Here is a 26,870-nt window from a genome sequence, read left to right on the forward strand (position 1 = left end):
TAGGCAATAGTGACTATCCGGGTGACTACGCGCCTATGCATTCCTGGTGCCGGAAACCGACTTCTTGCCAATACCGCCGGGCACGGCACATCGATAGACTGTTTGTATCGACGCTTGAGCCATCCTGCTTGCAGCGTTTTTTAAGACCTGGCGCCGCTGTCCGCGGCGCAATGTGGAGGTAGCATGAGTCACTTTCTGGACCGCCTGAAATTTTTTAGCAAGCCCGCCGAGCCGTTTTCAAACGGCCATGGCACCGTGGTCGATGAAGACCGTACCTGGGAAAACGCCTACCGCCAGCGCTGGCAGCACGACAAGATCGTGCGCTCCACGCATGGCGTGAACTGCACCGGCTCATGCAGCTGGAAGGTATACGTCAAGAATGGCCTGATCACCTGGGAAACCCAGCAAACCGATTATCCGCGCACGCGGCCCGACCTGCCCAACCACGAACCGCGCGGCTGCCCGCGCGGTGCCAGCTATTCCTGGTACGTGTATTCGGCGCAGCGCGTGAAATACCCGATGGTGCGCGGCCGCCTGATGGAAATGTGGCGCGAAGCGCGCAAGACCATGGACCCCGTCACGGCCTGGGACTGGATCAGCCAGGATCCCGTGCGCTCGCAGCAGTACAAGTCCATCCGCGGCCTGGGCGGCTTCGTGCGCGCCACCTGGGACGAATCGAATGAAATCATCGCCGCCGCGAATGCGCTGACGATCAAGAAATACGGCCCGGACCGCGTTGTCGGCTTTTCGCCGATTCCCGCCATGTCCATGGTCAGCTATGCCTCCGGCACGCGCTACCTGTCGCTGATCGGCGGCGTGGCCCTGAGCTTCTATGACTGGTACTGCGACTTGCCGCCAGCCAGCCCGCAAGTGTGGGGCGAGCAGACGGACGTGCCGGAATCGGCCGACTGGTACAACTCGACCTATCTGATGGTGTGGGGCTCGAACGTGCCGATGACGCGCACGCCCGATGCTCACTTCTACACGGAAGTGCGCTACAAGGGCACGAAAACCGTGGCTATCTCGCCCGATTACGGCGAAATGGTGAAATTCGGCGACATCTGGCTGGCGCCGAAGCAGGGCACGGATGCCGCGCTGGCGCTGGCCATGGGCCACGTCATCCTCAAGGAATTCCACTCGGAAGGGCAGAGCGCCTACTTCCGCGACTATGCGCGCCAGTACACGGACTTCCCCATGCTGGTGCTGCTCAAGGAGCATAACGGCACCCTGGTACCCGACTACTTCCTGCGCGCTTCGCACCTGGACAACAACCTCGACGAAACCAACAATCCGGAATGGAAAACCCTCGTCATCGATGAAACCACGGGCGCCATCACAGCGCCGGCAGGCTCCATCGGCTTCCGCTGGGGCGAATCGGGCAAGTGGAACCTGGAGCAAAAAGCGGGCGGCAGCGGCGAGCCTATCGTGCCGATGCTCTCCATGATCAACGACAGCGACGCCGTCACGGAAGTGGGCTTTGCCTACTTCGGCGGCAAGGATGCGTCCGACATGTTGCTGCGCAAGGTACCGGTGAAAACCATCCGCCTGGCCGACGGCACGACGGGCCTGGTCACCACCGTGTTCGACCTGACCCTGGCCAACTACGGCATCGACCGTGGCCTCGGCGGCGAAAACGTGGCGGAAAGCTATGACGACGACGTGCCGTACACCCCCGCATGGCAGGAGAAGCACACGGGCGTGAAACGCGCCGATGTCATCACCGTGGCGCGCCAGTTCGCGGAAAACGCGGACCAGACGCGCGGCAAGAGCATGGTCATCGTGGGCGCCGGCCTGAATCACTGGTACCACATGGACATGACGTACCGCGGCATCATCAACATGCTGATGATGTGCGGCTGTATCGGCCAGTCGGGCGGCGGCTGGGCCCATTACGTGGGCCAGGAAAAACTGCGTCCGCAAACGGGCTGGACGCCTTTGGCCTTCGCCCAGGACTGGGTGCGTCCGATGCGCCAGATGAACGGCACCTCGTTCTTCTATGCCCACACGAGCCAGTGGCGCCATGAAAAGCTGGAAACGGGCGACATCGCCTCGCCATCGGCGGCCGGCGGCACGGGCGACCTGACCCTGCTCGACTACAACGCCAAGGCGGAACGCATGGGCTGGCTGCCATCGGCGCCGCAGTTGCAGACCAATCCGCTGGAAGTGGCCAAGGCCGCCAAGGCGGCAGGGCAGGCGCCAGCCGCATATGCGCTCGACCAGATCAAGGCGGGCCAGCTGCAGTTTTCGTGCGACGACCCGGACAACCCGGCCAACTTCCCGCGCAATATGTTTGTCTGGCGCTCGAATATCCTGGGCAGCTCGGGCAAGGGCCACGAGTACTTCCTGAAATACCTGCTCGGCACGCAGAACGGCTTGCTCAGTGACGAAGACGACTGCATCACGCCGAAGCAGGTGAAAGTGCGCCCTGCCGCCGAAGGCAAGCTCGATCTGCTGGTGGTGCTGGACTTCCGCATGTCGACCACCTGCCTGTATGGCGACGTGGTGCTGCCGACGGCCACCTGGTACGAAAAGGATGATCTGAATACGTCGGACATGCATCCGTTCATCCACCCGCTGTCGGAAGCCGTGCAGCCCTTGTGGCAATCGAAGTCGGACTGGGAAATCTACAAGGGCATCGCCGAGAAATTCTCGGAAATCGGCGGCGAGCTGCTGGGCACCCAGCAAGACATCATCCTCACGCCGCTGATGCACGACACCCCGGGCGAACTGGGCCAGCCTTTCGATCCCAAGGATTGGCGCGCCGGCGAATGCGACGCCATTCCCGGCAAGACCATGCCGAACATGACGGTGGTCGAGCGCAATTACCGCGACGTGTACAAGAAGTTCACCTCGATCGGCCCGCTGCTGGAAACCATCGGCAACGGCGGCAAGGGCATTTCCTGGAAAACGGGGCATGAAGTCGAGGTACTGCGCGGCGTCAACCGCACGGTGCTCGAAGAAGGCGTCTCCAAGGGCCAGCCGCGCCTCGATACGGCCATCGACGCGGCCGAGATGATTTTGTCGCTGGCGCCGGAAACGAATGGCCACGTGGCCGTCAAGGCCTGGGCCGCGCTGTCGGCCATCACGGGACGCGAGCATACGCACCTGGCGCTGCCGCGCGAGCATGACAGCATCCGCTTCCGCGACGTGCAGGCGCAGCCGCGCAAGATCATTTCCTCGCCCACCTGGTCGGGCCTGGAAAGCGAGGAAGTCAGCTACACGGCCGGCTATACCAACGTGCATGAACTGATCCCTTGGCGCACCCTGACGGGCCGCCAGCAGTTCTACCAGGATCACCTGTGGATGCGCGATTTCGGCGAGGGACTGTGCGTGTACAAGCCGGCCATCAACACGAAGACGACGGAAGCGCTGCTGGGCACCAAGCCGAACGGCAACAAGGAACTGGCGCTGAACTTTTTGACGCCGCACCAGAAGTGGGGCATCCACTCCACGTATTCGGACAACCTGCGCATGCTGACCCTGTCGCGCGGCGGACCGCACGTGTGGCTGTCGGAGACCGACGCGAAGACGGCCGGCATCGTCGACAACGACTGGATCGAAGTGTTCAACGTGAACGGCAGCCTGACGGCGCGCGCCATCGTCAGCCAGCGCATCCCGGCCGGCATGACGATGATGTACCACGCCCAGGAAAAGATCATCAACGTGCCTGGCGCGGAGATGACGGGCAAGCGGGGCGGCATCCATAACTCGGTGACGCGGGCCGTGCCCAAGCCGACGCACATGATCGGCGGCTACGCCCAACTGGCGTACGGCTTCAATTACTACGGCACGGTGGGCTCCAACCGCGATGAATTCGTATTGGTGCGCAAGATGAACAAGGTCGACTGGCTCGAAGGCCCGTTGCAGGAAGAAGGAGCATAGTATGAAAATCAGAGCGCAAATCGGCATGGTGCTGAACCTGGACAAGTGCATCGGCTGCCACACCTGTTCCGTCACCTGCAAGAACGTATGGACCAGCCGCGACGGCGTCGAGTACGCATGGTTCAACAACGTGGAAACCAAGCCGGGCATCGGCTATCCGAAGCAGTGGGAAAACCAGGACAAGTGGAATGGCGGCTGGCGCCGCACGGACGCGGGCAAGATTGAGCCGCGCCAGGGCAGCCGTCTGAAAATCCTGGCCAACATCTTCGCCAACCCGAACCTGCCGGCCATCGACGAGTATTACGAGCCGTTCACCTACGACTACGAGCACCTGCAAAGCGCGCCGCTGTCGCAGACGCCGCCGACGGCCCGTCCGATCTCCGTGCTGACGGGGAAAAAGATGGAGAAAATCGAGTGGGGCCCGAACTGGGAAGATGACCTGGGCGGCGAATTCGCCCAGCGCAGCAAAGATAAACTGTTCGACAACATGCAGAAGGAGATGTACGGCACGTTCGAAAACACCTTCATGATGTACTTGCCGCGCCTGTGCGAGCATTGCCTGAACCCGACGTGTGTGGCGTCTTGCCCCTCCGGCTCCGTGTACAAGCGCGAAGACGACGGCATCGTACTGATCGACCAGGACAAGTGCCGCGGCTGGCGCATGTGCATCTCCGGTTGCCCGTACAAGAAGATTTACTACAATTGGTCGTCCGGCAAGGCGGAGAAGTGCACCTTCTGCTTCCCGCGCATCGAAGCGGGCCAGCCTACCGTGTGCTCGGAAACGTGCGTGGGCCGCATCCGCTACCTGGGCGTGCTGCTGTACGACGCCGACAGGATCGAGGCTGCCGCCTCCGTGCCGCAAGAGCAGGACCTGTACCAGGCGCAGCTCGATCTGTTCCTCGACCCGCACGACCCGGCCATCATCGCCGAGGCGCGCCGCCAGGGCATCCCGGACCTTTGGCTGGAAGCGGCCGTCAAGTCGCCCGTCTACAAGATGGCCGTCGAGTGGAAAGTGGCGTTCCCGCTGCATCCCGAGTACCGCACCTTGCCGATGGTGTGGTACGTGCCGCCCCTGTCGCCGATCCAGGCGGCCGCCGAATCGGGCAAGCTGGGTGTGAACGGCATGCTGCCGGACACGCAAAGCCTGCGCATTCCCGTGCAGTACCTGGCCAATCTGCTGACGGCCGGCGACCAGCCGCCCATCGTCACGGCACTGGACCGCATGCTGGCCATGCGTGCCTACATGCGCAGCAAGACTGTCGAGAAGGTGGAGAACCTCACGGTTCTGAAACAGGTGGGCTTGACCAAGGCGCAGGTGGAGGACATGTACCACATCATGGCTATCGCCAACTACGAAGACCGCTTCGTCATCCCCAGCAGCCACAAGGAAATGGCCGAGGACAGTTTCAACGAGAAGGGTTCGTGCGGCTTCAGCTTCGGCAATGGCTGCTCGGACGGCACCAGCGAGCCGACCTTGTTCGGCAAGAAAAAGCACGGTTCGGCCATCTTCATGCAGATGCCGAAGTCGCGCAAAACGGCGCCAGGCGCTTAAGGAGCTCAAATGGAACACGCTATGCATCACTACCAAGTCCTGTCTCGCCTGCTGCTGTATCCCGAGCCAGAGCTGATCGCGCACCTGCCGCAGCTCGGCGCCGCGCTGGCGGCCGTGCCGGAGCAGCACGCGCTGCTGCGGCCCTTGCTGGCGCACCTGGAAAGCAGCAGCCTGATCGACCTGCAGCAGCAGTACGTGGCCACATTCGACCGCAATACGTCGCACTCGCTGCACCTGTTCGAGCATATCCACGGCGAATCGCGCGACCGGGGCCAGGCCATGGTCGACCTGATGGAGGAATACAAGCGCCACGGCCTGCAAATGGTGGGCGACGACTTGCCCGACTTCGTGCCACTGTTCCTGGAGTTTCTGGCACAGCTCGACGAGGAAGTCTCGGCACCGCTGCTGGGCGACGCCGTCCACGTGCTGGCGCACATCGGCCGCAAGCTGACGGCCAACGGCAGCCCGTACGCGCCCGTCTTCACGCTGCTCGAACGCCTGAGCCCCGTGGCGGCAGAAATGCTGGCCGAACCGCCGGTGCGCGACATGGACGAAGCGCTGGAAACCTTCGGTCCCGGTGCGGACGGCGTCGAGCCGTTGCTGCGCCAAGCGCCGGGCGGCGTCCATCCCGTGCATTTTCACCCGCAGCCGCGGCGCGCCGCTTGAATCGCGTCCGCATGAGGAGAGTACATCATGAGTAATTACTTGCATCAATTTGTGTATGGCATTTATCCATACATCGCGCTGGCCATCTTTTTCCTGGGTAGCCTGATCCGTTTCGACCGCGAGCAATATACGTGGAAGTCCGATTCCAGCCAGCTGCTGCACCGCGGCAGCCTGCGCCTGGGCAATATCCTGTTCCACATCGGCATCATCGGCCTGCTGTTCGGCCATGCGGCCGGCTTGCTGACCCCCGTCTGGGTATGGGATACCCTGGGCGTGTCGCATAGCCTGAAGCAGGGCGTGGCCATGGCGGCCGGCGGCGTGATGGGCGGCCTGTGTCTGGCCGGCATCCTGATCCTGCTGGCGCGCCGCTTCGGCAATGAACGGCTGCGCGCCGTCACCACGGCCGGCGACAAGCTGGTGATGGTGTGGATCTTGCTAACCTTGCTGCTGGGCCTGTCGTCGATCTTCGTCTCGGCTTCGCACATGGATGGCCACATGATGGTCTTGCTGATGAACTGGGCGCAGCACATCGTGACCTTCCGCGGCGACGCGGCCAGCTTCATCGTCGATGCGCCGCTGGTGTTCAAGCTGCACCTGTTCATGGGCATGTCGCTGTTCGTCATCTTCCCGTTCACCCGCCTGGTGCACGTGTGGAGCGGCTTCGGCGCCATTGGATATCTGGGCCGCGCCTATCAACTGGTGCGCCGCCGCTAAGAAAGGAGCTACATCATGGGAATCTCCGTCAATGGCATCGATATCGACGATGCCGACATCGCGCAGGAGCTGCCGCATCACGACGGCGCCGGCAATCCGCTGAAACAGGCCGTGCACGAACTGGTGCTGCGCCGGCTCCTGCTCGACGAAGCCGAACGCCTCGGCGTGCAGGGCGGCAGTACTGACGACCGCATCGAAGCGCTGTTTGCGCAGGAAGTGCGCGTGCCGCCCGCCGACGATGCGGCTTGCCGCACCTTTTATGCGCAGCGCCCGCAGCTGTTCAGCAGCGGGGCGCTGGTCGAGGCGCGCCACATCCTGTTCCAGGTGACGCCCGAGGCGCCGCTGGAGCTGCTGCGCACGACGGCGCAAGCCGTGCTCGATGCCCTGAAACTGGCGCCCGAGCGCTTCGGCGAACTGGCGGCGCAGTATTCGAACTGCCCATCCGGCGCCCTGGGGGGCAACCTGGGCCAGCTGTCGCCGGGCCAGAGCGTGCCGGAATTCGACGCGCTGCTGTTCCGCCTGGAAGAGGGCGCGCTGGCCGGCCATTTGCTGGAAACGCGCTTCGGCTACCACATCGTGCAAGTACTGCGCCGGGTCGAAGGCCAGGCCATCGCCTATGAGGCGGTGCAGGCGCAAATCGCCGACCGCCTGTCGCGCGCCGCGTGGCAGCGCGCCGTGCACCAGTACCTGCACTTGCTGGTGGGGCGCGCCGAGATCGCCGGTGTCGAGCTGGAAGGCACAGCCAGTCCGCTGGTTCAGTAGGCTGAAAGGCGTAGTCCGAAAGGCGTAGGCCGCTAGGCCTTCTGGGGCACAGCCAGATCGTGCCCCAGCCTTTACAATCAAGAAAGAAACAGGAGTAGCGTCATGGGTAGCGTCAAGTTGCAGGACCGTTTTGGCCGTTCGATCGATTATGTGCGGCTGTCCGTTACCGACCGTTGCGATTTGCGCTGCAGTTACTGCATGCCCAAGGGCTTTCGCGGCTTCGAGGAACCGAAGGACTGGCTGACGTTCGACGAGATTGAGCGCCTGCTGGGCATCTTCGTTCGCCTCGGCACGCGCCGCGTGCGCCTGACGGGCGGCGAGCCCCTGTTGCGGCGCAACCTGCCGGAACTGGCGCAGCGGCTGACGGCGCTGCCTGGCCTGCAGGACCTGTCGCTGTCGACGAATGCCACCCAACTGGGCAAGCACGCCGTGGCCTTGCGCGCGGCGGGCGTGGACCGCATCAACGTCAGCCTGGATTCGCTGGATCGCGCCTGCATGCAGCAGATCACGGGGCGCGACAGCCTGCAACCGATTCTGGATGGCCTGATGGCGGGCAAGGCGGCCGGTTTCGACCCGATCAAGATCAATATGGTGGCCATGCGCGGCGTCAATGACGGCCAGATCGAGGCCATGGCGGCGTTCTGCATCGAGCAGCAGTTCATCCTGCGCCTGATCGAAGCCATGCCCATGGGCAGCACGGGCCGCAATGCCTGCTACATGCCGCTGGGCCCCGTGCGCGAGCGCCTGGCGGCCCGCTTTGGCCTGGTGCCGCAGGCGATGGAGCTCGGTGGCGGGCCGGCGCGCTACATGGCGACAGCCGACGGGCGCTCGAGCATCGGCTTCATCACGCCCATGTCGCAGCATTTTTGCGCCACCTGCAACCGCGTGCGCCTGTCCGTCGATGGTACCCTGTACCTGTGCCTGGGCCAGGAAGAGAAATTCGCCTTCGGCCCCATGCTGCGCGGCGGGGCCACGGATGCGGAGATCGAAGCGGCGATCCGCGCCGCCATCGAACTCAAGCCGCAGCAGCATGATTTTAATACGCAGCCCGATAAAATCATCCGGTTCATGGCACAGACGGGCGGCTGAGGCAGTTTGCATTTACATTCAAGGGCGGTATGAAATTCAAGGCGATGTTTTCCTCCTGGCAGAAGCTGTCGACCAAGATCGTCGGCGCGCTGCTGCTCATGCTGGTGCTGGCCTTGAGCGCCATCGGTTGCACCCTGTTCCTGTCGTGGCAGCTGGAAGGCAGTTCGGCCGCCATCAACGAGACGGGCCGGCTGCGCATGCAGACCTACCGCCTGACTCTGCTGCTTGCCAGCGACGCCCGCGAACAGGCGCGCCAGCAGGCGATGCTGATCGACGAGACCCTGGCCAAGATCGGCCACGGCGACCCGCAGCGCCCCTTGTTCCTGCCTCCCAGCACGGCCATCAAGTCGGAATTCGAGCGCATCGGCGTTGCCTGGCGCGGCGCCCTGCGTCCGTCCGCGCTGGCCGCCGATTCCACCGCGCGCGCGCGCCAGTTCGAGCATGACGCCGATACCTTCGTGGGGCAGGTCGATCAATTGGTGCGCCTGATCGAGCACGATAGCGAACAGCGCACCTTCTGGCTGCGCGCCTCGCAGCTGATCCTCGTCGGCATGGCCGTCATCGGTACGGTCAGCATGATCTACCTGATGTTCATGCTGATCATCGAACCGGTGACGCGGCTGCGCCTTGGCATGCAGCGCATGAAGGAGCGCGATTTCAGCGTGCGCCTGGCAGTGGAAAGCAATGACGAATTCGGCCAGCTGGCCAGTGGCTTCAACCAGATGGCCGACCGCCTGCAGGCGCTGTACGGCAACCTGGAAGAGGGCGTGCGCAGCAAGACGGCCACCCTCGAATACCGCAACCGCGAACTGGCGCTGCTGTACGAAAGCGCCGCCTTTTTGCAGCGCCCGCAGCCCCTGGAAGACATTTGCGGCGGCTTCATGCAGCGCATCGTCGACTATTTCGAAGCCGATGGCTCCACCGTGCGCGTGCTCGACGCCGAGCGGGGCAACCTGCACATGGTGGTGCACACGGGCCTGTCCGAGGAACTGGTGGCGTCCGAGCATTGCCTGAAGGTGGGCGACTGCCTATGCGGCACGGCCGTCGAGATGAAGGTGGCGAAGGTGCACGACATGCGCCGCATCGACAAGGCGCACGAGCTGCGCTGCCACCGCGAAGGCTTTGCCACCGTCTCCGTCTTCCATATCCACGCGCATGAACAGCACCTGGGCTTTTTCAACCTGCATTTCCGCCATGCGCGCGTGTTTTCCGCGCGCGAGCTGGCCTTGCTGGAAACCCTGGGCCAGCTGCTGGGCATCGCGCTGGAAAACCTGCGCCTGGCCGCGCGCGAGCGCGAAATGGCCATTTCCGAAGAGCGCAACCTGGTGGCGCAAGGCCTGCACGACAGCATCGCGCAAAGCCTCAATTTCCTCAACCTGCAAGTGCAGATGCTTGACGACTCCGTGCGCAACGCCCGTTTCGACGAGGTGGCGGGCATCGTGCCGGCCCTGCATGCGGGCGTGAAGGAAAGCTACGAGGATGTGCGCGAGCTGCTGGCGAACTTCCGCAGCCGCCTGATGGAGGATGACCTGATCGGCTCCCTGCGCGCGGCGGTGGACAAATTCCGCCGCCAGACGGGCATCGAGGCCGATCTGCTGGCCGACGTCGACGGCGCGCCATTCCCCCGCGAGCAGCAATTGCAGTTATTATTCATCGTGCAGGAAGCGCTGTCGAACATCCGCAAGCACGCCCAGGCCAGCCACGTCGAGGTGCGCCTCGCCGATCACCAGGACTTTACCTTGACGATCAGCGATAATGGCGTCGGCTTCGATGCTGCCGCCGTGCTGGAAAAGGGCGACAGCCATGTCGGCATCCATATCATGCGCGAGCGCGCACAGCGCATCGACGCCACGTTCGACGTGCATGCCTGTCCCGGCGGCGGCACGACCGTCGAACTGCACCTGTCGCGCGAACAGCGCCGCGCCGCCTAAGCCACTATCTGAAAGTACAAAAAAATGGAGACTCCCGATAAACCGATCACCGTCATGCTGGTGGACGACCACGCGCTGTTCCGCAGCGGCATACGCTCGCTGCTGCAGCGGCATACGGATTTTTCCGTCGTGGGCGAGGCGGCCGATGGCGTGGAAGGCATCAAGCGCGCCATCCAGCTGCAGCCCGACGTGGTGCTGCTGGACCTGAACATGGCCGGCATGTCCGGCGTCGAAGCGCTGCAACTGATGCAGCACGACTGTCCCGACACGGCCATTGTCATGCTGACCGTGTCGGAAGACGCGGAAGACCTGGCGACGGCCCTGCGCGCGGGCGCCTGCGGTTACCTGATCAAGAATATCGATGCCGACTACCTGGTGCGCGCCATCCGCCGCGCGGCCGCCGGCGAAGTCGTCATCGCCGAAGCCATGACGGGCAAGCTGGTGGCACAGCTGCAGGCGGGCACGCGGCGCGAAGAACCCGTGTCGGAACTCGACAAGCTCACGCCGCGCGAAAAGGAAATCATCGACTGCCTGTCGCGCGGCGAGAGCAACAAGGGCATCGCCCGCACCCTCGACCTGGCCGAAAGCACGGTCAAGATCCACGTGCAGAACGTGCTGAAAAAACTCAACCTCACCAGCCGTGTGCAGGCGGCCGTGTATGCGGTCGAGCATCGCCAGGGCAAGTAGCCCGGTAGAAGGGTCTGGCCCGCCGGGTCGGACCCAGGCCCGCTGCCATCTATTTCGCTAGTTCTTTTTGCCGATAGCCGTCCTTGTGCTTTTAAAGTAGTATATTGAATATATCTTTAAAAGCGAGCCCATCATGGCCATCACCCCGATCAGCGAACCATCTCCTTCTGCCGCCGCCCCCGGCGCGGCGCCCTGGCATGCCGGCCACGCCGTCTGGCAACTGGGTTTCCGCCCGTTCTACCTGCTGGCGGCCGTGTTTGCGGCCATCAGCATTCCCCTGTGGCTGGCCAGCTATTTCGGCGTGCTTGCGGGCGGCCTGCACGTGGGGCTGGGCTGGCATATGCATGAAATGGTGTTCGGCTTCGCGCTGGCCGTCGTCGTGGGATTTTTGTACACGGCGGGACGCAACTGGACGGGCTTGCCCACGCCGCACGGCGCCCAGCTGATGGCGCTGGCAGCGTTGTGGCTGGCGGGGCGCGTGGCCATGCTGTGCGGCCCCGGCCTCGTGGCAGCGCTGGTCGACTGGCTGTTCCTGCCGCTGGCATCCTGGCCCCTGTACCTGGTGCTGCGCCGCTCGGGCAATACGCGCAACCTGTTCCTCGTCGGTCTGCTGGCCTTGCTGGCGCTGGCCAATGGCCTGTTCCACGCGTCCGTGCTGGGCTGGCTGCCGCTGTCGCTGTTTGTGCCCGTGCAGGCGGCCATCTTCATCATCGTGCTGATCGAATCGGTGATCGGCGCGCGCGTGATTCCCATGTTCACCCGCAATGGCGCGCCAGGCAGTACGCCCGTGGCCAGCCCGCAGCGGGCCTTGATCGCCGTGGCCTGCATGGCGGCGACTGCGATCGCGTGGCTGGCTGGTGCGCCGTCCTGGCTGACGGCGCCGCTGGCCTTCTGTGCCGCCGGCGTGTCGCTGGCCAACCTGCTGGCATGGCAGCCACAGCGCACCTTGCGCGTGCCGCTGCTGTGGATCCTGCACCTGTCGTATGCGTGGATCGGCATCGGTTTCGCGCTGCTGGCGCTGGCCAGCCTGCACCTGCTGCCGGCCAGCGCCGCGTTTCACGCGCTGACGGTGGGGTCGATGGCGGGCCTGATCATCGGCATGATGACGCGCACTACCCTGGGTCACACGGGCCGCCCGTTGAAAGGCGGCAGGGCGGAAGCGGCGATGTACTGGCTGATCCAGCTGGGAGCGCTGGCGCGCCTGCTGGCCGCCGTCGGTCCCGTTTCGCTCTCCATGCCGCTTCTGCTGGCGGCCGGGGCGTGCTGGTCGCTGGCCTTTGGCCTGTATGCGTGCGTGTATGCGCCGTACCTGTGGCGCGCCAGGGTGGATGGCCGCGAAGGCTAGGCTGGTATCAGGAAGGGCGCCAGGCCAGCAGTTTCCTGATTTCCGGCGTCCAGTAGGACAGCGATTCGCCCACCACGAATAGCAGCAGGCCCAGCATCAAGGCTCTCAGCAGCAAATCCCTGCACCAGATCATGGCGTCTCCCAAATTTTCATATTGGCAAGTTTATCATTGGCATGCCCGGCCATGTTGCGTTTCTGGTATGGCCATCTGCTCGGGCGGCGGCGTCTGTGCCGTGAAGGCGGCGACGGCCTCGATGGCCTGCGCAAGCGCCTGTTCCAGTGCATCGAGGGCGGCGGCCGCATCGTCGCCGGCGTGCAGCAGCTGTTCCGCATGCCGGGCCGCATGCAGGGTGGCAGGCAGGGCCAGGCTGCCGGCCACGCCCGCCAGCTTGTGCGCCAGCGCGGCCGCATCGCTGCGGGCATTGGCCGCCAGCAGGGCGCGCATGGCGTCCACCGTGTTGCGATAAGTGCTGCCAAAGCGCGACAGATGCTGGCGGTAGGGCGCTGCATCGAGCCACTGCGCCATCCCCTGCGCCAGGTCGATCGCGGGCGCCGCGCCGTTTGGCGGCACGGGCATCGCCATTTCGGCCAGGGCCGGCGGCAGGGACGGCAGCCCTTGCGCATGGCGCCGGTGCGCGCGCGCGATCAGGGCTATGGTCTGCGGCACGTCGAACGGTTTGCTGATGAAATGGTTTACGCCCGCTTCCAGCGCCGCCGCGCGCTGTGTCTGGAACGCCCCAGCCGTCAGTGCCACTACGGGCAGGTCCTGGAATTGCGGCAGCTGGCGCAGCGCGCGGGTCGCCTGCAAACCATCCATGACGGGCATCTGTACATCCATCAGCACGATGTCGACGTCGGCGGGGTGCGCCAGCAGCCAGTCCAGCGCCTGCCGGCCATCGCAGGCGAATGAGGGCACGGCCCCCTGGTCGCACAGGATATGCTTGACCACGTCGCGGTTGATCTCGCTGTCGTCGACCACCAGCACGCGCACGCCGGCCAGCTGGCGCTCTTCCAGCGGAGCAAGGCTGGCGTCCAGGCCGGCGGCCTTGGCGCGCTGCTGGCGCGCCTCCATCGTCGCGTTGTACAGGCTGGAAGCGGTCACCGGTTCGTTGAGGATGGCATCGGCGGCATTGGCCGGGTCGGTGCACCGTCGCGCGGGCGCTGTCGCCGGCGCGCCGCTGGCTGCCAGGATGACGACGGGGCAGTCCTGCGGCGGCAAGTATTCGCGCAGCGCGCGTGCCGTGGCTTCGCCATCCAGCCCCTGCATGCGCGCGGCCAGCAGCACCACGCCGGGCCGCGCATCCCCGGCGCAGGCCAGCGCATAATCGAGTGCCGCCTGGCCGCCGGACACGGCATGCACCTGCCAGCCCAGGCCGCGCGCCACGGCGCCCACCGCTTCGCGCGTGCCGGCGTTGCCATCGGCCAGCAAGACGCGCAGGTCCTGCATGCCCTGCATGTCGGGCGAGGACAGGGCGCCGGCGGGCAGCAGTTGCAGCGGCACCGTGAAACTGAATGCGCTGCCCTGGCCCAATGCGCTTTTCAGGTGCAGGGCGCCGCCCATCAGGCGCACCAGCTGGCGGCAGATGGTCAGGCCCAGGCCCGTGCCGCCGAAGCGGCGCGTGGTGGACGTGTCGGCCTGGGCGAAGGCGGAAAAGATCGCTTCCTGCACTTCGGGGGCGATGCCGATGCCCGTGTCGCGCACGCAAAAGCGCAGCACGGCGGCGTCGCCGTCCCGGCTCTCCAGCGTACTCGTCAGCTCGACCGTGCCTTGCGCGGTGAACTTGATGGCATTGCTGGTCAGGTTGACCAGCACCTGTTCCAGCCGCAGCGCGTCGCCCAGCACGTGGTCGATGCCATCGGGCAGCGGCCCGATCCGCACCTCAACCGGCTTGTCATGCGCGGCCACGCCCATGCTGGCGGCAATCTTCTCGATCACTTCGGCCAGGCGGAACGGCGCCTGCTCGATGGTCATGTGGCCCGCCTCGATCTTCGAGACGTCCAGCACGTCGTTGATGATGCCCAGCAGCGACTGGCCGGCGGCGCGGATCTTGCGCGTCATCTGCAGTCCTTCCTCATCCTGGCTGCCCCTTTCCAGCAGCCATGCCATGCCGAGGATGGCGTTGAGCGGCGAGCGGATTTCATGGCTCATGTTGGCGAGGAATTCCGCCTTGCTGCGGTTGGCCGCCTCGGCGCCATCGCGCGCCAGCAGCATGGCCGCTTCGGCCTGCTTTTGCGCGGAAATATCCTGGGCAAAGATCAGCGTGGCCGGCCCATCCTTGAGCATCACGCGCGTGCTGGTCTTGAGGATGGGCACGGGCCGGCCCTGCTTGTCCACGCCGACGGCTTCAAACATCTGTTCGCTGGCCGAATCGGCCTCGATCAGCGCCTCGTTGCTTGCCAGCGCCACTTGCGAGGCGGGCGTGAGCATGGTGCGCCAGGGCAGGCCGCTCAGGTCATCCTCGAGCGCGTAGCCGTGCAGGTGGCGGTAGCGGGGATTGGAATACACGAAGCGCCCATGGCGCAGGATGGCGATCGCCACGGGCGCATCTTCGATCAAGGTGCGAAAGCGCGTTTCGCTGTCGGACACGGCTTGCATGGCCTGGCGTTCCCTTTCCTGCTCCACCTGCCAGGCGGCTTGCTGCCGCCGCCGCCGCTGGCTCCAGAACAGCAGGCTGGCCGCGGCCAGGGCCAGCATGGCAAAGCAGAGGGTGTAGCCCAGCGCCTGCCGCCGCAGCGGGGCGGCGATGGCCGCTTCTTCGCGGCTCAGGCCGATGATCAGGGCGCGGTCCATGTGCAGCTCAGGCGGGGCGATGGTCGCCATGGCCATGACGCGGGGGGCGGCGGAGGCACCGGCCCCGGCCCCGGCAATCTCGACGCCGCTCAGCACGCCCGCCTGGTAGCCGCTGTCGCGGAAGCGCCGCAGGAAGCTGCCGGGCAGGTCCACATTGCCGCCATTGGCGCTTTTGGCCGGATAGTTCAGGAATTGCCGGCCGTCGCCATGCACCACCACGGCCCAGACATCGGCCGCATACATGGCGGTGCGGAACTTGGCCGTGAAGTATTCGCGGTCGAAGGTGGCCACCACGACGCCGGCAAAGCGGCCTTGCCGGTCCTGCACCATGCGCGACGCCGTGATGACCAGGTCCCGCCTGAAGGACAGGAAAGGGGCCGAGATATACAGCATGCGCGCATCGGGCGCGTCGCGCGCCGTCTGGAAGTAGCCGCGGCGCGAAAAATCCTGGCCGGCCAGCTCCGGGATGTTGGTGGCGACCGGCTTGCCGCTGGCATCGATGACCAGCATGGTGCGCACGCCCGGCATGGCGTCGACCAGCGCGGCCAGGCGCCGTGGCAGGGCTTGCCCGGCGTCGGGTGCGGCGCCGGCGGCAAGATAATCACGGATCACGCCGTCGAGCACCTGATTCGTCGCCGCCAGGTCGACTTCGATATTTTTTGCCAGCAGCGCTGTCAGCACGCTCAGCCGTTCACGCTCGGCCGCATCGTGCCGCGCCGCCTCGGCCAGGTGCGCATAGGCGAGGGCGGCAGCGACGATCAGCAGCCCGAGGAGCAAGAACAGCCATTCGATCAGTCGCCTGCGCAACGCCGCCGCATCTGTGTGATAGCTCATGTGGCGATGCTATACCTGATATGCACGGAGAACAACTTTTACGCATGACTACGCAGGTGATAGTGTGGCCAATTTGCCGCCAGGCGGCAGCCGCCGGCTAGCGCGTCAGCCAGCGCTCGACCATTGCGCGCAGCTGGGCGGCCGTGAAGGGCTTGGCCAGATAATCGTCCATGCCGGCCACCACGCAGCGCTGCCGGTCGTCCGCGGTGACGCCGGCCGTGAGGGCGATGACGGGCAGGCGTGGCGCGCCGCTGGCCGCTTCGCGGGCGCGCAGGGCCTGGCACGCCTGGTAGCCGTCCATGACGGGCATCATGCCATCCATCAGGACCAGGTCGTACCGTTGTTCGGCCAGCGCCTGCAGGCCCAGCGCGCCGTTCTCCGCCGTGTCGATGCTGTAGCCGCAGGTGCCCAGCTGCAGGCATACCAGCTGGCGGTTCAGCGCCGTATCCTCGACCAGCAGGATGCGCGCGCCCGGCGCCGGCGCCGGTGCAGATTCGGATGCGGATGGCGGCGCTGTCTCGGGCGCCGGCGGCTTGGCGGCATTCGCCGCTTCCGCGCCCGCCTGCGGCGCCGGCGCCATGGCCGCGTCGCGCTCCTGGCGTCGCAGCAGGGACATGATCAGGGCGATGGCCGCGGCCAGCACGAGCAGGCTGACCACGGCCGCGCCGCCCATGGTGCGCAGCATGCGCCGCCAGCCCGCCAGGTAGACCTCGTCCGTCACCGTCACGTTGATGGCCAGCGGGTAGTCGCGTACCAGCCGTATGCCGGCCAGGCGGTTGACCGCGCGTCCCTGGTCGGCCGCGCGCGGCGAGTCCACTTGCAGCACGCCATCGGTCTTGCCCTGTTCCAGCAGGCGGTAGGTGCTGCCCGTCAGGTTGCGCTTGCCCATCATGGCGGGCACGGCCGGCCAGCGGGCCAGCAGCGTGTAGTCGCTGCGGTACAGGGAAAAGGCCGTGTGTTCGCCGATGCTGGTGCTGTGGAAGAATTTGCTGAAGAAGTCGCACGACAGGCCGACCAGCACCACGCCCAGGAAGCGGCCGTCCGGCCCGCTGATGCGCCGGCTGATATAGAAGGTCCAGGCGCCATTGCCCTTGTTTTGCACGGGCGCGCTGACATGCATGCCGCCGTCCGGGTGGCGCCGGTGATACTCGAAGTAGTCGCGCTCGTCGAGGCGGATGGGGGGCGCGGGAAAGGCGCGGCTGAAGGCCAGCACGCTGGCATCGCTGCCGACGATGGACACCACATCCACTTGCGGCACGCCGCCGATCTTGTACAACAGCATCTGGTGCATGGCCGGCGTGCCGGCGGCGGAGGCCAGCGCTTGCGCATCCACGGGGGCGGCGGCTTCGATTTCGTTGCTGACGCTGTCGAGCACCAGGCTGGCCGCCGTCATGCTCTGCGCCGTGTTTTCCGCCAGCAGCAGCGACAGCTTGGACAGGTCCTGTTTCCAGTCATCGACGGCTTCGTGGTGCAGCAGCACGCCGGAGACGACGATGCTCAGCGCCAGCAGGCCCACCAGCACCAGGCCCGCGACGGCCGCCGTGGTGCGTGGCCGGTAGCGGTGCGCCAGACGCAGAAGGGCCTGGCGCGCGTTCATGCCTGCGCGCCCGTGTATTCAAGCATGCTGCGGCGTACCTCCTGCTCCACTGCGCCGACCAGCGCTGCCGTTTCAGCGAGCCAGCCCGGCGCCGCCACACCCCGGTGGCGCACCAGGTGCTCCAGTTCCGCCAGCCGCGCCACCAGGGTACTGGCGCCCAGCAGGACCACGGTGCCGCGCAAGGTATGGCAGCTATGCACGATGGCTTGCGCCGCGCCGCCGCGCACGGCCTGCTCCACGCGCGCAAACATGGCTGGCGACGTATCGAGGTAGGTCTGCGACAGGGAGCGGAACATCTCCAGGTCGCGGCCGGTGGCCTGGAACAGCACGGCAGGATCGATGTGGCGATAGGCTGGCATGGCGGCTCCGGGACGAGAGGGGAGGCAGTCGCGGGCTAGGCGGCCAGGCTGTTGCGCCGCGCATGGCCGGCGCAGCAGGCGCGCAGATAGCCGCGCAGTTCGTCGTAATTGACGGGCTTGGCAAAGAACACCACGCCGGGCGGTACGCCGCCCCGTTCTTCCAGTTCCTCCGGCGTCAGGCTCGACAGCATGGCGATGTGCATGTCCGCCAGCAGCGGGTCGGCCAGGATGGTGCGGATCACCTCGTATCCGTCGATGCCTTCCATGATGATGTCGGCCAGCAGGATATCGGGCTGGTCGCGGGCAATTTCCATCAGCGCCTGGTAGCCGTTCTCGCAAAAGCGCAAGCTTGCCTGCAAGCCCCATGCGCCGATCTGCTTTTCATACAGCGCGCGTTCGATGGGATTGTCTTCGATCACCAAAATCGAGGGCGGGCGGCCCGATGGGGCGGGGCGGCTGGCCCGCGCCGTGCGCTGGTCCTGGCCCGGCTGGCCGGGATTGCCCTTGTAAGCCTCGACAGCCGCGAGGGGAATGCGCCGGTGGCCGCCCTTGGTCTTCCAGGCTTCGATAACGCCGGCCTCGACCAGTTGCTGCACCGATGTGACCGAGATGCCGAGGATTTCGGCGGCCTTTTGGGTAGTGCAAACGTCTGCAGTGTGCATGATGGGTTCTATGGTCGCGGATGAAGTTAAAGGGAATGATACGCAATCGCGCTGAAGAAATCAATTTTAACGAATTAGATGAATTCACTAAAAACCTTGCATGTCGCGCACCGGGTCCTGATGCACGCTCATGGCCGGCTTGCTACGCCGCTGCAGTCATCGGTCCGCGCCACGTCCGCCGTTTGCAGGGCCGTGACGGCTTGCGACAGCGCATCGAGCGCCACCAGCAGTTCCGCGTGCAGGCGGCGCAGCGCGCCGATATCGTTGGAAAGGCCCGCATGCATGGCCTGGCGCGCCAGCGCCTGCAAGGGGAGCAAGCCCATGGCGTGGCTGCCGTCGAGAATTTCCTGCGCCAGCACTCTTGCCGGGGCCGTCCGCTCGCAGCGCAGCGCATGGGCGATGCCGGCCAGGCGGTCGCGCGACTCGGCCACGAACAGTGCCAGAATCTCGCCCTGCAGGCGCCGGTCGTGGCCGAACATGGCGTCCAGGCGGGCTGCCTCGAATGGCGGCGTATCCGGCGCCTTGGGCGCTTGCGGCGGCGGTGCGCTGTCAGCCACTTTGGCCGGCGGCGCCGCCTTGCGCGTTTGCAGCAGCGCATGCAGATCGGCCGGCGTGCCGCCCGCGCCCGGCGCGCGGCCAGCCTGGCGCCAGCGGGTGCGGCGCCAGAGCAGGGCGGCCAGCAGCAACAGCAGGCCTGCCAGCGCCAGCGCCGGACGCATCAGCGACAGGTCTTCGCAGCGAAGGAAGGGGTGAATGGCAAGGAATGCGTTCATGGCAGTGCTCCAGTGCGGTCTATGCAAGTGATCCTGCGTGATGACTGACCTGAAATGCTTGGCTTGGATGTTTTCATTTTACGATAAAAAATCGTTTTATTCGAGAAATTTGTTGTTTATTTAGTTTATTCATTTTTTTCATCAAAAATCATATGGTTGTGGCGGGCTGTACGCTCAGCTCGTGTATAAAAAGCCACACGGCATGCATCGGACGCTGTGGCGTGTGGCACGCTTTGCCAATTAGTGAAAAAATGCAATTTCCTTGATCGCCATCAAATACGGTGCGCAGGCGCGTGCCGCCGACTGACTCTTGTAAAGGAGCATCATGACTGCCTCTGCCCGGCCTGGACCCTTGCTTATCATCACCGCAGTCATCTTCATCGTGCTGGGCCTGGCGCTTGCCGGCGGCGGCGCCTGGCTCGTCAGCCTCGGTGGTTCCTGGTATTACGTCGTGGCCGGTATTGGCATGCTCATCGCGGGTGCGCTCGTGTGGAAGGGACGGCGCAGCGCCCAGCTGTTTCTCGCGCTGCTGCTGTTCGCCACCCTGATCTGGTCCGTCATCGAAGTGAAGTTCGACTGGTGGCAATTGCTGCCGCGCCTCGATATCTGGTTTGCCGCCGCCGTCTGGCTGCTGCTGCCGTTCATCGACCGCCGCCTCGATCCGCCGGTGACGGCCGGGGCGAAACCGCGCGACGCGGGCAAGAGCGCCCTGGCCGCCGCCGTGGTGCTGACGGCTGCCGTGGGCGTGTTCTCGCTGTTCCAGGATTACTACACCTTGCATGGCGAAGTGCCGGCCGAGAACATGGCCGCCACGCCGCAAGGCGATTTCGCGCCCGGCGTGGCGCCCAACGACTGGGCCGCGTATGGCCGCTCCGGCTATGGCGACCGCTATGCGCCGGCCGCGCAGATCACGCCGGCCAACGCGGCGCAGCTGAAACAGGCGTGGGTGTACAACACGGGCGACTTCAAGGGGCCGAACGATCCGGGCGAGATCGCCAACGAAGTCACGCCCCTGAAAGTGAACGGCATGCTGTACCTGTGCACGCCGCATAACATCGTCATCGCGCTGGACCCGGACACGGGCAAGGAGATCTGGCGCCACGATCCGAAGATCAACCGCGACGCATCCAGCTACCAGCACATGATCTGCCGAGGCGTGGCCTATTGGGACGTCAACGCGGGCCGCGCCAAGGGCGACCCGGCCCCCGAAGCTGCCACCATGGAATGTCCGCGCCGCATCCTGGCGCCCACCATGGATGCGACCCTGATCGCCGTGAATGCCGATACGGGCGAAGCGTGCAAAAGCTTTGGCGAAAATGGCGTGATCGGCCTGTACCATGGCATGGGCATGAAGAAGCGGGGCTTTTTGATGCCCACGTCGCCGCCGGCCGTGGCGCAAAACGTGGTGGTGATGGCCGCCAGCGTCACCGATAATTTTTCCACGGAAGAGCCGTCGGGCGTGATCCGTGGCTACGATCCCGTCACCGGCAAGCTGATGTGGAACTGGGATGCCTCGAACCCGGACGACACGGCGCCGATTGCCGATGGCAAGACCTACACGAACAACTCGCCCAATTCCTGGGGCGTGTCCAGCGTCGATGAAAAGCTGGGCATGGTCTATATTCCGATGGGCAATGAAACGCCCGATACGTGGGGCGGCAACCGCAACCCCCATGGCGAGAAATACAATAGCGCCATCGTCGCGCTGGATCTGGCGACGGGCAAGGTACGCTGGGTCTACCAGACCGTGCACCACGATATCTGGGACATGGACATCGGCGGCCAGCCCACCCTGGTCGACATCGACACGCCGAAAGGTAAAGTACCGTCCGTGGTGGCCACAACCAAGCGGGGCGATATCTATGTGATCGACCGCCGCGATGGCAGCCTGGTGGTGCCGGCGCCGGAAAAACCGGTGCCGACGAATAACCCGGCTCCAGGCGACCGCTTGTCGCCCACGCAGCCATTCTCGGCCCTCACTTTCTTGCCCGAGAAAAACATCAGCGAAACGGATATGTGGGGCACGACGCCGTTCGACCAGCTGGCGTGCCGCATCATCTTCCGCCAGCACCGCTACGAAGGCCCGTTTACGCCGCAGACGGTGGCCGAAGGCAAGATCAAGGGCGCCATCATCTCGCCGGGCCCGCTGGGCATCTTCGAGTGGGGCGGGGCGGCTGTCGATCCGGTGCGTCAATTGCTGCTGGTGAACCCCGACTACATGGGCTTCCTGGAACGCCTGGTGCCGCGCGCGCAAGCCAATGCGAAGGGCGGCACGGGTTCGGAAATGGGCTTGCAGCCGCAGACGGGCGTGCCATTCGCCGTGGAAATCAAGCCCTTCCTGTCGCCGCTGGGCTTCCCGTGCCAGGCGCCGCCGTGGGGCTATATCGCCGCCGTTGACTTGCGCACCATGAAAAAAGTGTGGATGCACAAGAACGGCACCACGCGCGACAGCGCCCCAGTCCCCATCGCCTTGCCGCTGGGCGTGCCCAGCCTGGGCGGCATCAGCACCACGGGCGGCGGCGTGGCTTTCCTCAGCAGCACGCTCGACTACTACATCCGCGGCTACGACGTGCGCAACGGCAAGACCGTGTGGAAAGCCCGCTTGCCGGCCGGCGGCCAGGCCACACCGATGAGCTATGTCTCCGACAAGACGGGCAAGCAATATGTCGTCGTCATGGCCGGCGGCCATGGATCATTGGGCACGAAGATGGGCGATAGCCTGGTGGCGTTTGCCTTGCCGGACGAGGCGGTGAAGGAGGCGGGGAAAACGAAATAATTACGCTCGCTGCGGCGCCGCCACTGCTGGCGGCGCCGCAGCGTCATTCATTGTCGGGCTGGCGAGTTTTCAAATTTGCATGTTGCTTGTGGGAATGCCGTTTGTTAGACTCAGGAGCGGACCCATATCGCATATCTGTGACTGACTTAATGAAAACGACGACCCTCTCAGTAATAATTGCCGCATTACTTTCCCTTGGTGCTTGTTCTCCTAAAACACCCAATGCCGAACTGGATGCGGCGAATAAAAAGATCGCCGCGCTGGAAGCCGAGCTGGCGCTTGAAAAGGCAAAAAACGCTCCAGTTCCCGTAGCCGGTGCCGCAGCCTCTGCGCCAGTGGCAAGCGCCGCTGCCGTGGCCGAAACAGTCGTGACGGGAAAACAGTGGAATTATGATGTGAGTGAAGACAAGATGGATGGCGGCACGACCTATTTCGCTAACGTGTATAGCACCAATAGCGTTAATTTTGACTTCCCCTACAGCGGATTACAAAACGCCAAATTGACTTTGCGGACAGGATACCGTCAAGGTAAAGATGTGATTTTTTCCATTAGAAAGGGGCAGATATTGTGCCCCTCCTATCAAGGTTGCACGGTGCTGGTGAGATTTGATGACGAAAAGCCCGTGAATTATTCCGCAGTGGCTCCTGCGGACAATAGTTCAGATACGATTTTCTTGCGCAATTATGAGAAATTCCTGGGAAAACTGCAAAAAGCGAAAAGAGTGCGGATTGCCGTGGATATTTTTCAGGAAGGCGCACCCGTATTTGAATTTGATGTCAGCGGATTTGACCGCCAACAATATCAGCCCAAGAAATAAATTCGCTTCCTGATAAAAGGGCGTTGTCCGCAAGCTTATTGCAGACAACGCCCTTTTTTATTTCGCCGCCAATCCCAGCTTCAACCCCACCAGCTTGCCCGGCGCGGCCTCCGTTTTTTCCGGTGCGCCCGCGCTGACTCTGGCCGCCGGCGTGCCGTCCTGCTGCAGGGCTGCCAGGATGGCCGCGCTGCGCTGGGTGCCCAGCTTGCTCAAGGCGTCGGCAGGCAGGGGCTGCCTGGCTTCCAGCTGCTCGCGCAAGCCGTTGTAGAAAGCGCCCGTGTCCGCCACTTGCGGCTCTCCTTCGATCAGCTTGCCCAGGCGTTGCAAGACGGGGATCTTGGCCGCCGCCGGAGCGGAGGCGCTGGCGGATGCCGCCGCTGCGGCCGCTGTGGCTGGTACGGCCGATTCCGCCGCCTTTTTCTGCTTGTCCAGCTCGGCCTTGCCGAAGCGTTCGCCGTACAGGTCGCGCAGGGCGCCCCGTATCTTGCGTTCGCCCAGGTTCAACGGTCCCGGTTCCTCGCCCGCTTCCAGCTTGATGCCGGCCTTGGCGGCGACGGCGCGGCGCACGGCCTGGGCGCGCAGGGCGGCCGCATCCGTGTCGCTGTACTGGCCCGGCACGGCCAGCTTCAGCTGTTCGCGCTTGGCCAGGATCTGCGCCACCTGCTTGAGTTTTTCCCGTTCCGGCGGCAGCAGCACGGCGCTGCCCGCATCGAAGTCGATGGCTTCGAGCTTGTCGGCGCTGATGCCCAGCAAATTGCCCAGCGCGCGGAACGGCGCCGTGACGATTTTCGTCAGCACATTGCCCACGGCTTTCCAGATCAGGGCGCCATAGCTGAATTGCGGGTCGTTCATGTCGCCCGACACGGGCAAACCCAGGTCGATGCGTCCGTCCGAATCCTTGAGGATGGCCAGCGCCAGTTCCAAAGGCAGTTTCAAGGCGTCCGGACTGTCGATGCGCTCGCCCAGGGTCAGCTTGTCGAGCACGATCTGGTTCGTGCCGTCCAGCTGGCGGTTGCGTACCTTGTATTGCAAGTCCAGCGAAATCTTGCCTTCAGCCACCTTGTAGCCGGCAAACTTCATCGTGTACGGCGAGGCGGACACCATGTCGACATTCTTGAAGACCACGTTCAAGTCCGTATTGTCGGTGGGCGCAAACGGATTGAGTTGGCCACGCACGCGGGCCAGGCCGAATTCGTCGATGCGGCCGTCGAGTTCAATCTGGCTGCGCGCATCGCGCTTCGTCGACAGGCCCGTGACGACGCCATTGAGTTCATAGATCTTCGCGGCGAACTGGGGCCGCAAGCTGAGGTCGGCAAAGTCCAGCTTAGCGTTTTGCAGGCGCACGCGGCGCACGCGCACGGGGAAGGCGGCGTCCGCTGCCGGCGTGGTGGTGGCCGACGGCGCGGGCGCTGGCGCGGCCGGTTCCGGCGCTTTCACCAGCAAGCGCTGCGCGTTCAGGCTGCGGTCGTTTTCGATGATCAGCTGGGCGTTCGGTTCCACCACGCGCAGTTCGAGGATATCGACAAAATCAGGCCCCACGCTGGCCGTCAGCTTGTCGGCGCGCACGCTCTTCCACGAGGCAAAGCGCTTGCCATCCGTTTCATTGAGCACGAGGCCCGCGATATCCACGCCGCCCACATAGCGTACTTTCGGCGCTTTCGGCGCGCCGCCGCCCGTCGTCAGGCGGCCGCTGCCGGACAAGCTGCCACCGGCCAGCTTCAGTTTTAGATGTTGCGCCAGCAAGGGTTGCACAGGGGCCAGGGTCAGTTGTTTCAAATTCAGCTGCGCATCGACGGCGCCCGTGCCCGGCAAGAACTTGCCATTGGCCGTGAGCAAGCCGCCTTCGCGCAGGCCCACGCCCAGCTCGAAAGGCAGCGCCTGCTGCATGTCGTCGCTGACGTTTTGCAGGGACAATCTGGCATCCTGCAGGTTGCCCTTGATGCCAGTGCCCGCATCATCGAAACGGGCGCCGAACTTGCTCAGTTCTACCTTGTCCACCTTGGTGGACCAGGGTGCGGACGGTGCTTCCTTGGTCGTGTCGACCTTGTTGGAGGCAAACACGGGCAGCTTTTGCGCAATCGCAAATTCGCCCTGGCGGTTGCGCGCCAGGTCGATCTGCGCGCCGCTGGCCGTCACGGCGCCCAGGTGCATGGTATGTGCCGCCAGGTCGATCTTGCCCTCTGTAAAGCCCAATTGTGCCAGCTTGAACGGTGTTTGCGCGCCCCGCTGCATGGCGAGGTCGGCCAGGCTGAAGCTCGCGCCGTCGATCACGGTGGCCATGCCCGCTGGACCTTGTTGCAAGCCCAGTTGCAGCTGTAGTTGCAATTGTTTCGCGCTCAGCTGCAAGGCTGGCGAGACGGTTTCATCGATGGCGGACACGTCCACATTGGCCAGCGCCAGCTGTTTTAAATCCACCTTCCATTTGCCAGGCCTGGCTGGTGCGGCTGGTGCGGTGGCGGCGGGCGCGGGATTGCCCGGCAGCATCAGGCTCGCCACGTCGATCTCGCCCTTGCTGTCGCGGCGCACGGCCACCTTGCCGCCGTACAGATTGATTTTATCCACCGTGACGTTCTGGCGCGCCAGGTCCACGTTCACGCCGGCGATGCCCAGGGTATCCAGCGATGTGAATGGCGCGCCCTTGCCATCTTGCACCAGCGCCAGGTCGCGCAAGGCCAGGCCCGCGCCTTTGACGGTGGCTTCCAGCTTGCCGTCCGCATAGGAAAAGGCGTAGGGCAGGCGCGCCGACAATTGGCCGCTCGTGACTGTGGCGCGCGTATAGGCTTTCAGATAGGCGGCAAGGCCGGGCAGGGAAGCGTCGTTCAGTATCAGCTCGCCTTCGCCACGGATGGGGCTCAGCGAGGCCGTGCCGCGCCAGTGCAGCTTGCCGCCGCGCGCCGCATCGGCGCTGAGGCTGTAGCTGCCGTTGGCGTCGGGCAGGGTCGAGATATTATCGAGCGTAAAGTTGATCGGCGTAAAGTTGTCCGCATAGCCTGCCTTCTGGTCTTGCCAATCCACTTTGCCTTGTTCCAGCGCAAAGTGGGCGATGACGAGGCGCGGCATGCCGCCGTCGCTCTTTTCCGGATGGTTGCGTTGCCAGGTGGCCAGCACTTCGGCCAGGTTGAACTTGCCGTCCGGCGTGATCGTCAGCTGCGCTTGCGGCGCCGTGATGCGGATTTCCGCCAGGCTCCAGGCGCGGCGCACGATGGATTTCCATTCCAGCTGCACGGCCAGGGCACCGATGGACAGCAGCGGCGCGCCGCTCTTGCCATCTGCGCCGGGCGCTTCCTTGAAAGCGATCTGGTCCGCTTCCAGGCGCAAGGTAAACGGGTTGAAGCGCACGTCAGCGATGCTGGCCTGGCGCGCGAGTTCTTTCTCGGCAAATTTGGGTAACTGGTTTTTGATGACGTAGGGCACCAGCCAGAAGCCGGCCGCGCTGTAGGCGGCCAGGGCGCAGCCTGTGCCGACGGCCCAGCGCTGCCAGCGTTTCCAGCGAAAGGTTTTCGTCTGCACGCTTTTGTTGTCGATTGTGTTCACGAACTTACCTTTAATATTCTTGTTAGGCGGCGCAATCTGCGCGCCGTGACTGTCAGTATGCCTCTTTGCGGCCTCGTCTGCAAAATCCAAACGTGTTC

General features: G+C 64.6%; 18 protein-coding genes. 11 read left to right on the top strand and 7 right to left on the bottom strand.

What is annotated here, in order from left to right; genetic code table 11:
• Positions 1-183 precede the first annotated feature (183 nt).
• The 9 genes from LSO07_RS14450 to LSO07_RS14490 all read left to right on the top strand — a co-directional run bounded on the left by LSO07_RS14450 (position 184) and on the right by LSO07_RS14490 (position 12,628).
• Positions 184-3,882, top strand: a complete 3,699-nt coding sequence (locus LSO07_RS14450) for a nitrate reductase subunit alpha (protein WP_070256339.1) — start codon at positions 184-186, stop codon at positions 3,880-3,882.
• A gap of 1 nt (position 3,883) precedes the next feature.
• Positions 3,884-5,434, top strand: coding sequence for a nitrate reductase subunit beta (gene narH, locus LSO07_RS14455; protein WP_070256337.1), 1,551 nt, complete (start codon positions 3,884-3,886; stop codon positions 5,432-5,434).
• 9 nt (positions 5,435-5,443) lie between these two features.
• On the top strand, positions 5,444-6,100 hold the full coding sequence (gene narJ / locus LSO07_RS14460) for a nitrate reductase molybdenum cofactor assembly chaperone (protein ID WP_225317306.1): 657 nt from the start codon (positions 5,444-5,446) through the stop codon (positions 6,098-6,100).
• Between the two features lie 27 nt (positions 6,101-6,127).
• The gene (narI, locus tag LSO07_RS14465; RefSeq protein ID WP_151094938.1) at positions 6,128-6,814 is read left to right on the top strand and encodes a respiratory nitrate reductase subunit gamma; all 687 of its coding nucleotides are present in this window, start codon (positions 6,128-6,130) and stop codon (positions 6,812-6,814) included.
• A gap of 15 nt (positions 6,815-6,829) precedes the next feature.
• Positions 6,830-7,576, top strand: coding sequence for a peptidylprolyl isomerase (locus tag LSO07_RS14470; RefSeq protein WP_034781603.1), 747 nt, complete (start codon positions 6,830-6,832; stop codon positions 7,574-7,576).
• A gap of 102 nt (positions 7,577-7,678) precedes the next feature.
• Positions 7,679-8,665 carry a GTP 3',8-cyclase MoaA gene (moaA, locus tag LSO07_RS14475; RefSeq protein ID WP_099387605.1) on the top strand — a complete coding sequence of 329 codons (987 nt, stop codon included), beginning with the start codon at positions 7,679-7,681 and terminating at the stop codon, positions 8,663-8,665.
• A 44-nt stretch (positions 8,666-8,709) separates the two neighbouring features.
• Positions 8,710-10,596, top strand: coding sequence for a type IV pili methyl-accepting chemotaxis transducer N-terminal domain-containing protein (locus LSO07_RS14480; RefSeq protein WP_306532415.1), 1,887 nt, complete (start codon positions 8,710-8,712; stop codon positions 10,594-10,596).
• 24 nt (positions 10,597-10,620) lie between these two features.
• Positions 10,621-11,283 carry a response regulator gene (locus tag LSO07_RS14485; RefSeq protein ID WP_034781594.1) on the top strand — a complete coding sequence of 221 codons (663 nt, stop codon included), beginning with the start codon at positions 10,621-10,623 and terminating at the stop codon, positions 11,281-11,283.
• A gap of 133 nt (positions 11,284-11,416) precedes the next feature.
• Positions 11,417-12,628: an NnrS family protein gene (locus tag LSO07_RS14490; RefSeq protein WP_151094939.1), complete on the top strand. Its 1,212-nt coding sequence runs from the start codon at positions 11,417-11,419 to the stop codon at positions 12,626-12,628.
• 7 nt (positions 12,629-12,635) lie between these two features.
• Here the strand turns inward: LSO07_RS14490 and LSO07_RS28360 are convergent, their stop codons facing one another.
• The 6 genes from LSO07_RS28360 to LSO07_RS14515 all read right to left on the bottom strand — a co-directional run bounded on the left by LSO07_RS28360 (position 12,636) and on the right by LSO07_RS14515 (position 19,644).
• Entirely contained in the window at positions 12,636-12,761 is a 126-nt protein-coding gene (locus LSO07_RS28360; protein ID WP_263643050.1) for a hypothetical protein, read from the bottom strand.
• Between the two features lie 33 nt (positions 12,762-12,794).
• Positions 12,795-16,253, bottom strand: a complete 3,459-nt coding sequence (locus LSO07_RS14495; RefSeq protein WP_151094941.1) for a response regulator — start codon at positions 16,251-16,253, stop codon at positions 12,795-12,797.
• Positions 16,254-16,350: 97 nt separating this feature from the next.
• Positions 16,351-17,850 carry a response regulator gene (locus LSO07_RS14500; protein WP_151094943.1) on the bottom strand — a complete coding sequence of 500 codons (1,500 nt, stop codon included), beginning with the start codon at positions 17,848-17,850 and terminating at the stop codon, positions 16,351-16,353.
• Entirely contained in the window at positions 17,847-18,209 is a 363-nt protein-coding gene (locus LSO07_RS14505) for an Hpt domain-containing protein (protein WP_151094945.1), read from the bottom strand. Before LSO07_RS14505 ends, LSO07_RS14500 begins: the two co-directional genes overlap by 4 nt.
• Before the next feature lie 35 nt (positions 18,210-18,244).
• Complete coding sequence (locus LSO07_RS14510) at positions 18,245-18,871, bottom strand: response regulator (RefSeq protein ID WP_151094947.1); 627 nt, start codon at positions 18,869-18,871, stop codon at positions 18,245-18,247.
• Positions 18,872-18,999: 128 nt separating this feature from the next.
• Positions 19,000-19,644 (bottom strand): Hpt domain-containing protein, encoded by a 645-nt coding sequence (locus LSO07_RS14515; RefSeq protein WP_151094949.1) that lies wholly within the window; start codon positions 19,642-19,644, stop codon positions 19,000-19,002.
• Positions 19,645-19,996: 352 nt separating this feature from the next.
• Between LSO07_RS14515 and LSO07_RS14520 the strand changes: the two genes are divergently transcribed.
• Together LSO07_RS14520 and LSO07_RS14525 are read left to right on the top strand one after the other, a co-directional pair.
• Positions 19,997-22,420: a membrane-bound PQQ-dependent dehydrogenase, glucose/quinate/shikimate family gene (locus tag LSO07_RS14520; RefSeq protein ID WP_331717115.1), complete on the top strand. Its 2,424-nt coding sequence runs from the start codon at positions 19,997-19,999 to the stop codon at positions 22,418-22,420.
• Positions 22,421-22,569: 149 nt separating this feature from the next.
• Positions 22,570-23,238 (top strand): hypothetical protein, encoded by a 669-nt coding sequence (locus LSO07_RS14525; RefSeq protein ID WP_151094954.1) that lies wholly within the window; start codon positions 22,570-22,572, stop codon positions 23,236-23,238.
• A 57-nt stretch (positions 23,239-23,295) separates the two neighbouring features.
• Here the strand turns inward: LSO07_RS14525 and LSO07_RS14530 are convergent, their stop codons facing one another.
• Complete coding sequence (locus LSO07_RS14530) at positions 23,296-26,772, bottom strand: DUF748 domain-containing protein (RefSeq protein ID WP_225317307.1); 3,477 nt, start codon at positions 26,770-26,772, stop codon at positions 23,296-23,298.
• Between the last annotated feature and the right edge of the window lie 98 nt (positions 26,773-26,870).

The organism is Janthinobacterium sp. PLB04 (genome assembly GCF_021165895.1).
GTDB classification, from domain to species: domain Bacteria; phylum Pseudomonadota; class Gammaproteobacteria; order Burkholderiales; family Burkholderiaceae_D; genus Janthinobacterium; species Janthinobacterium lividum.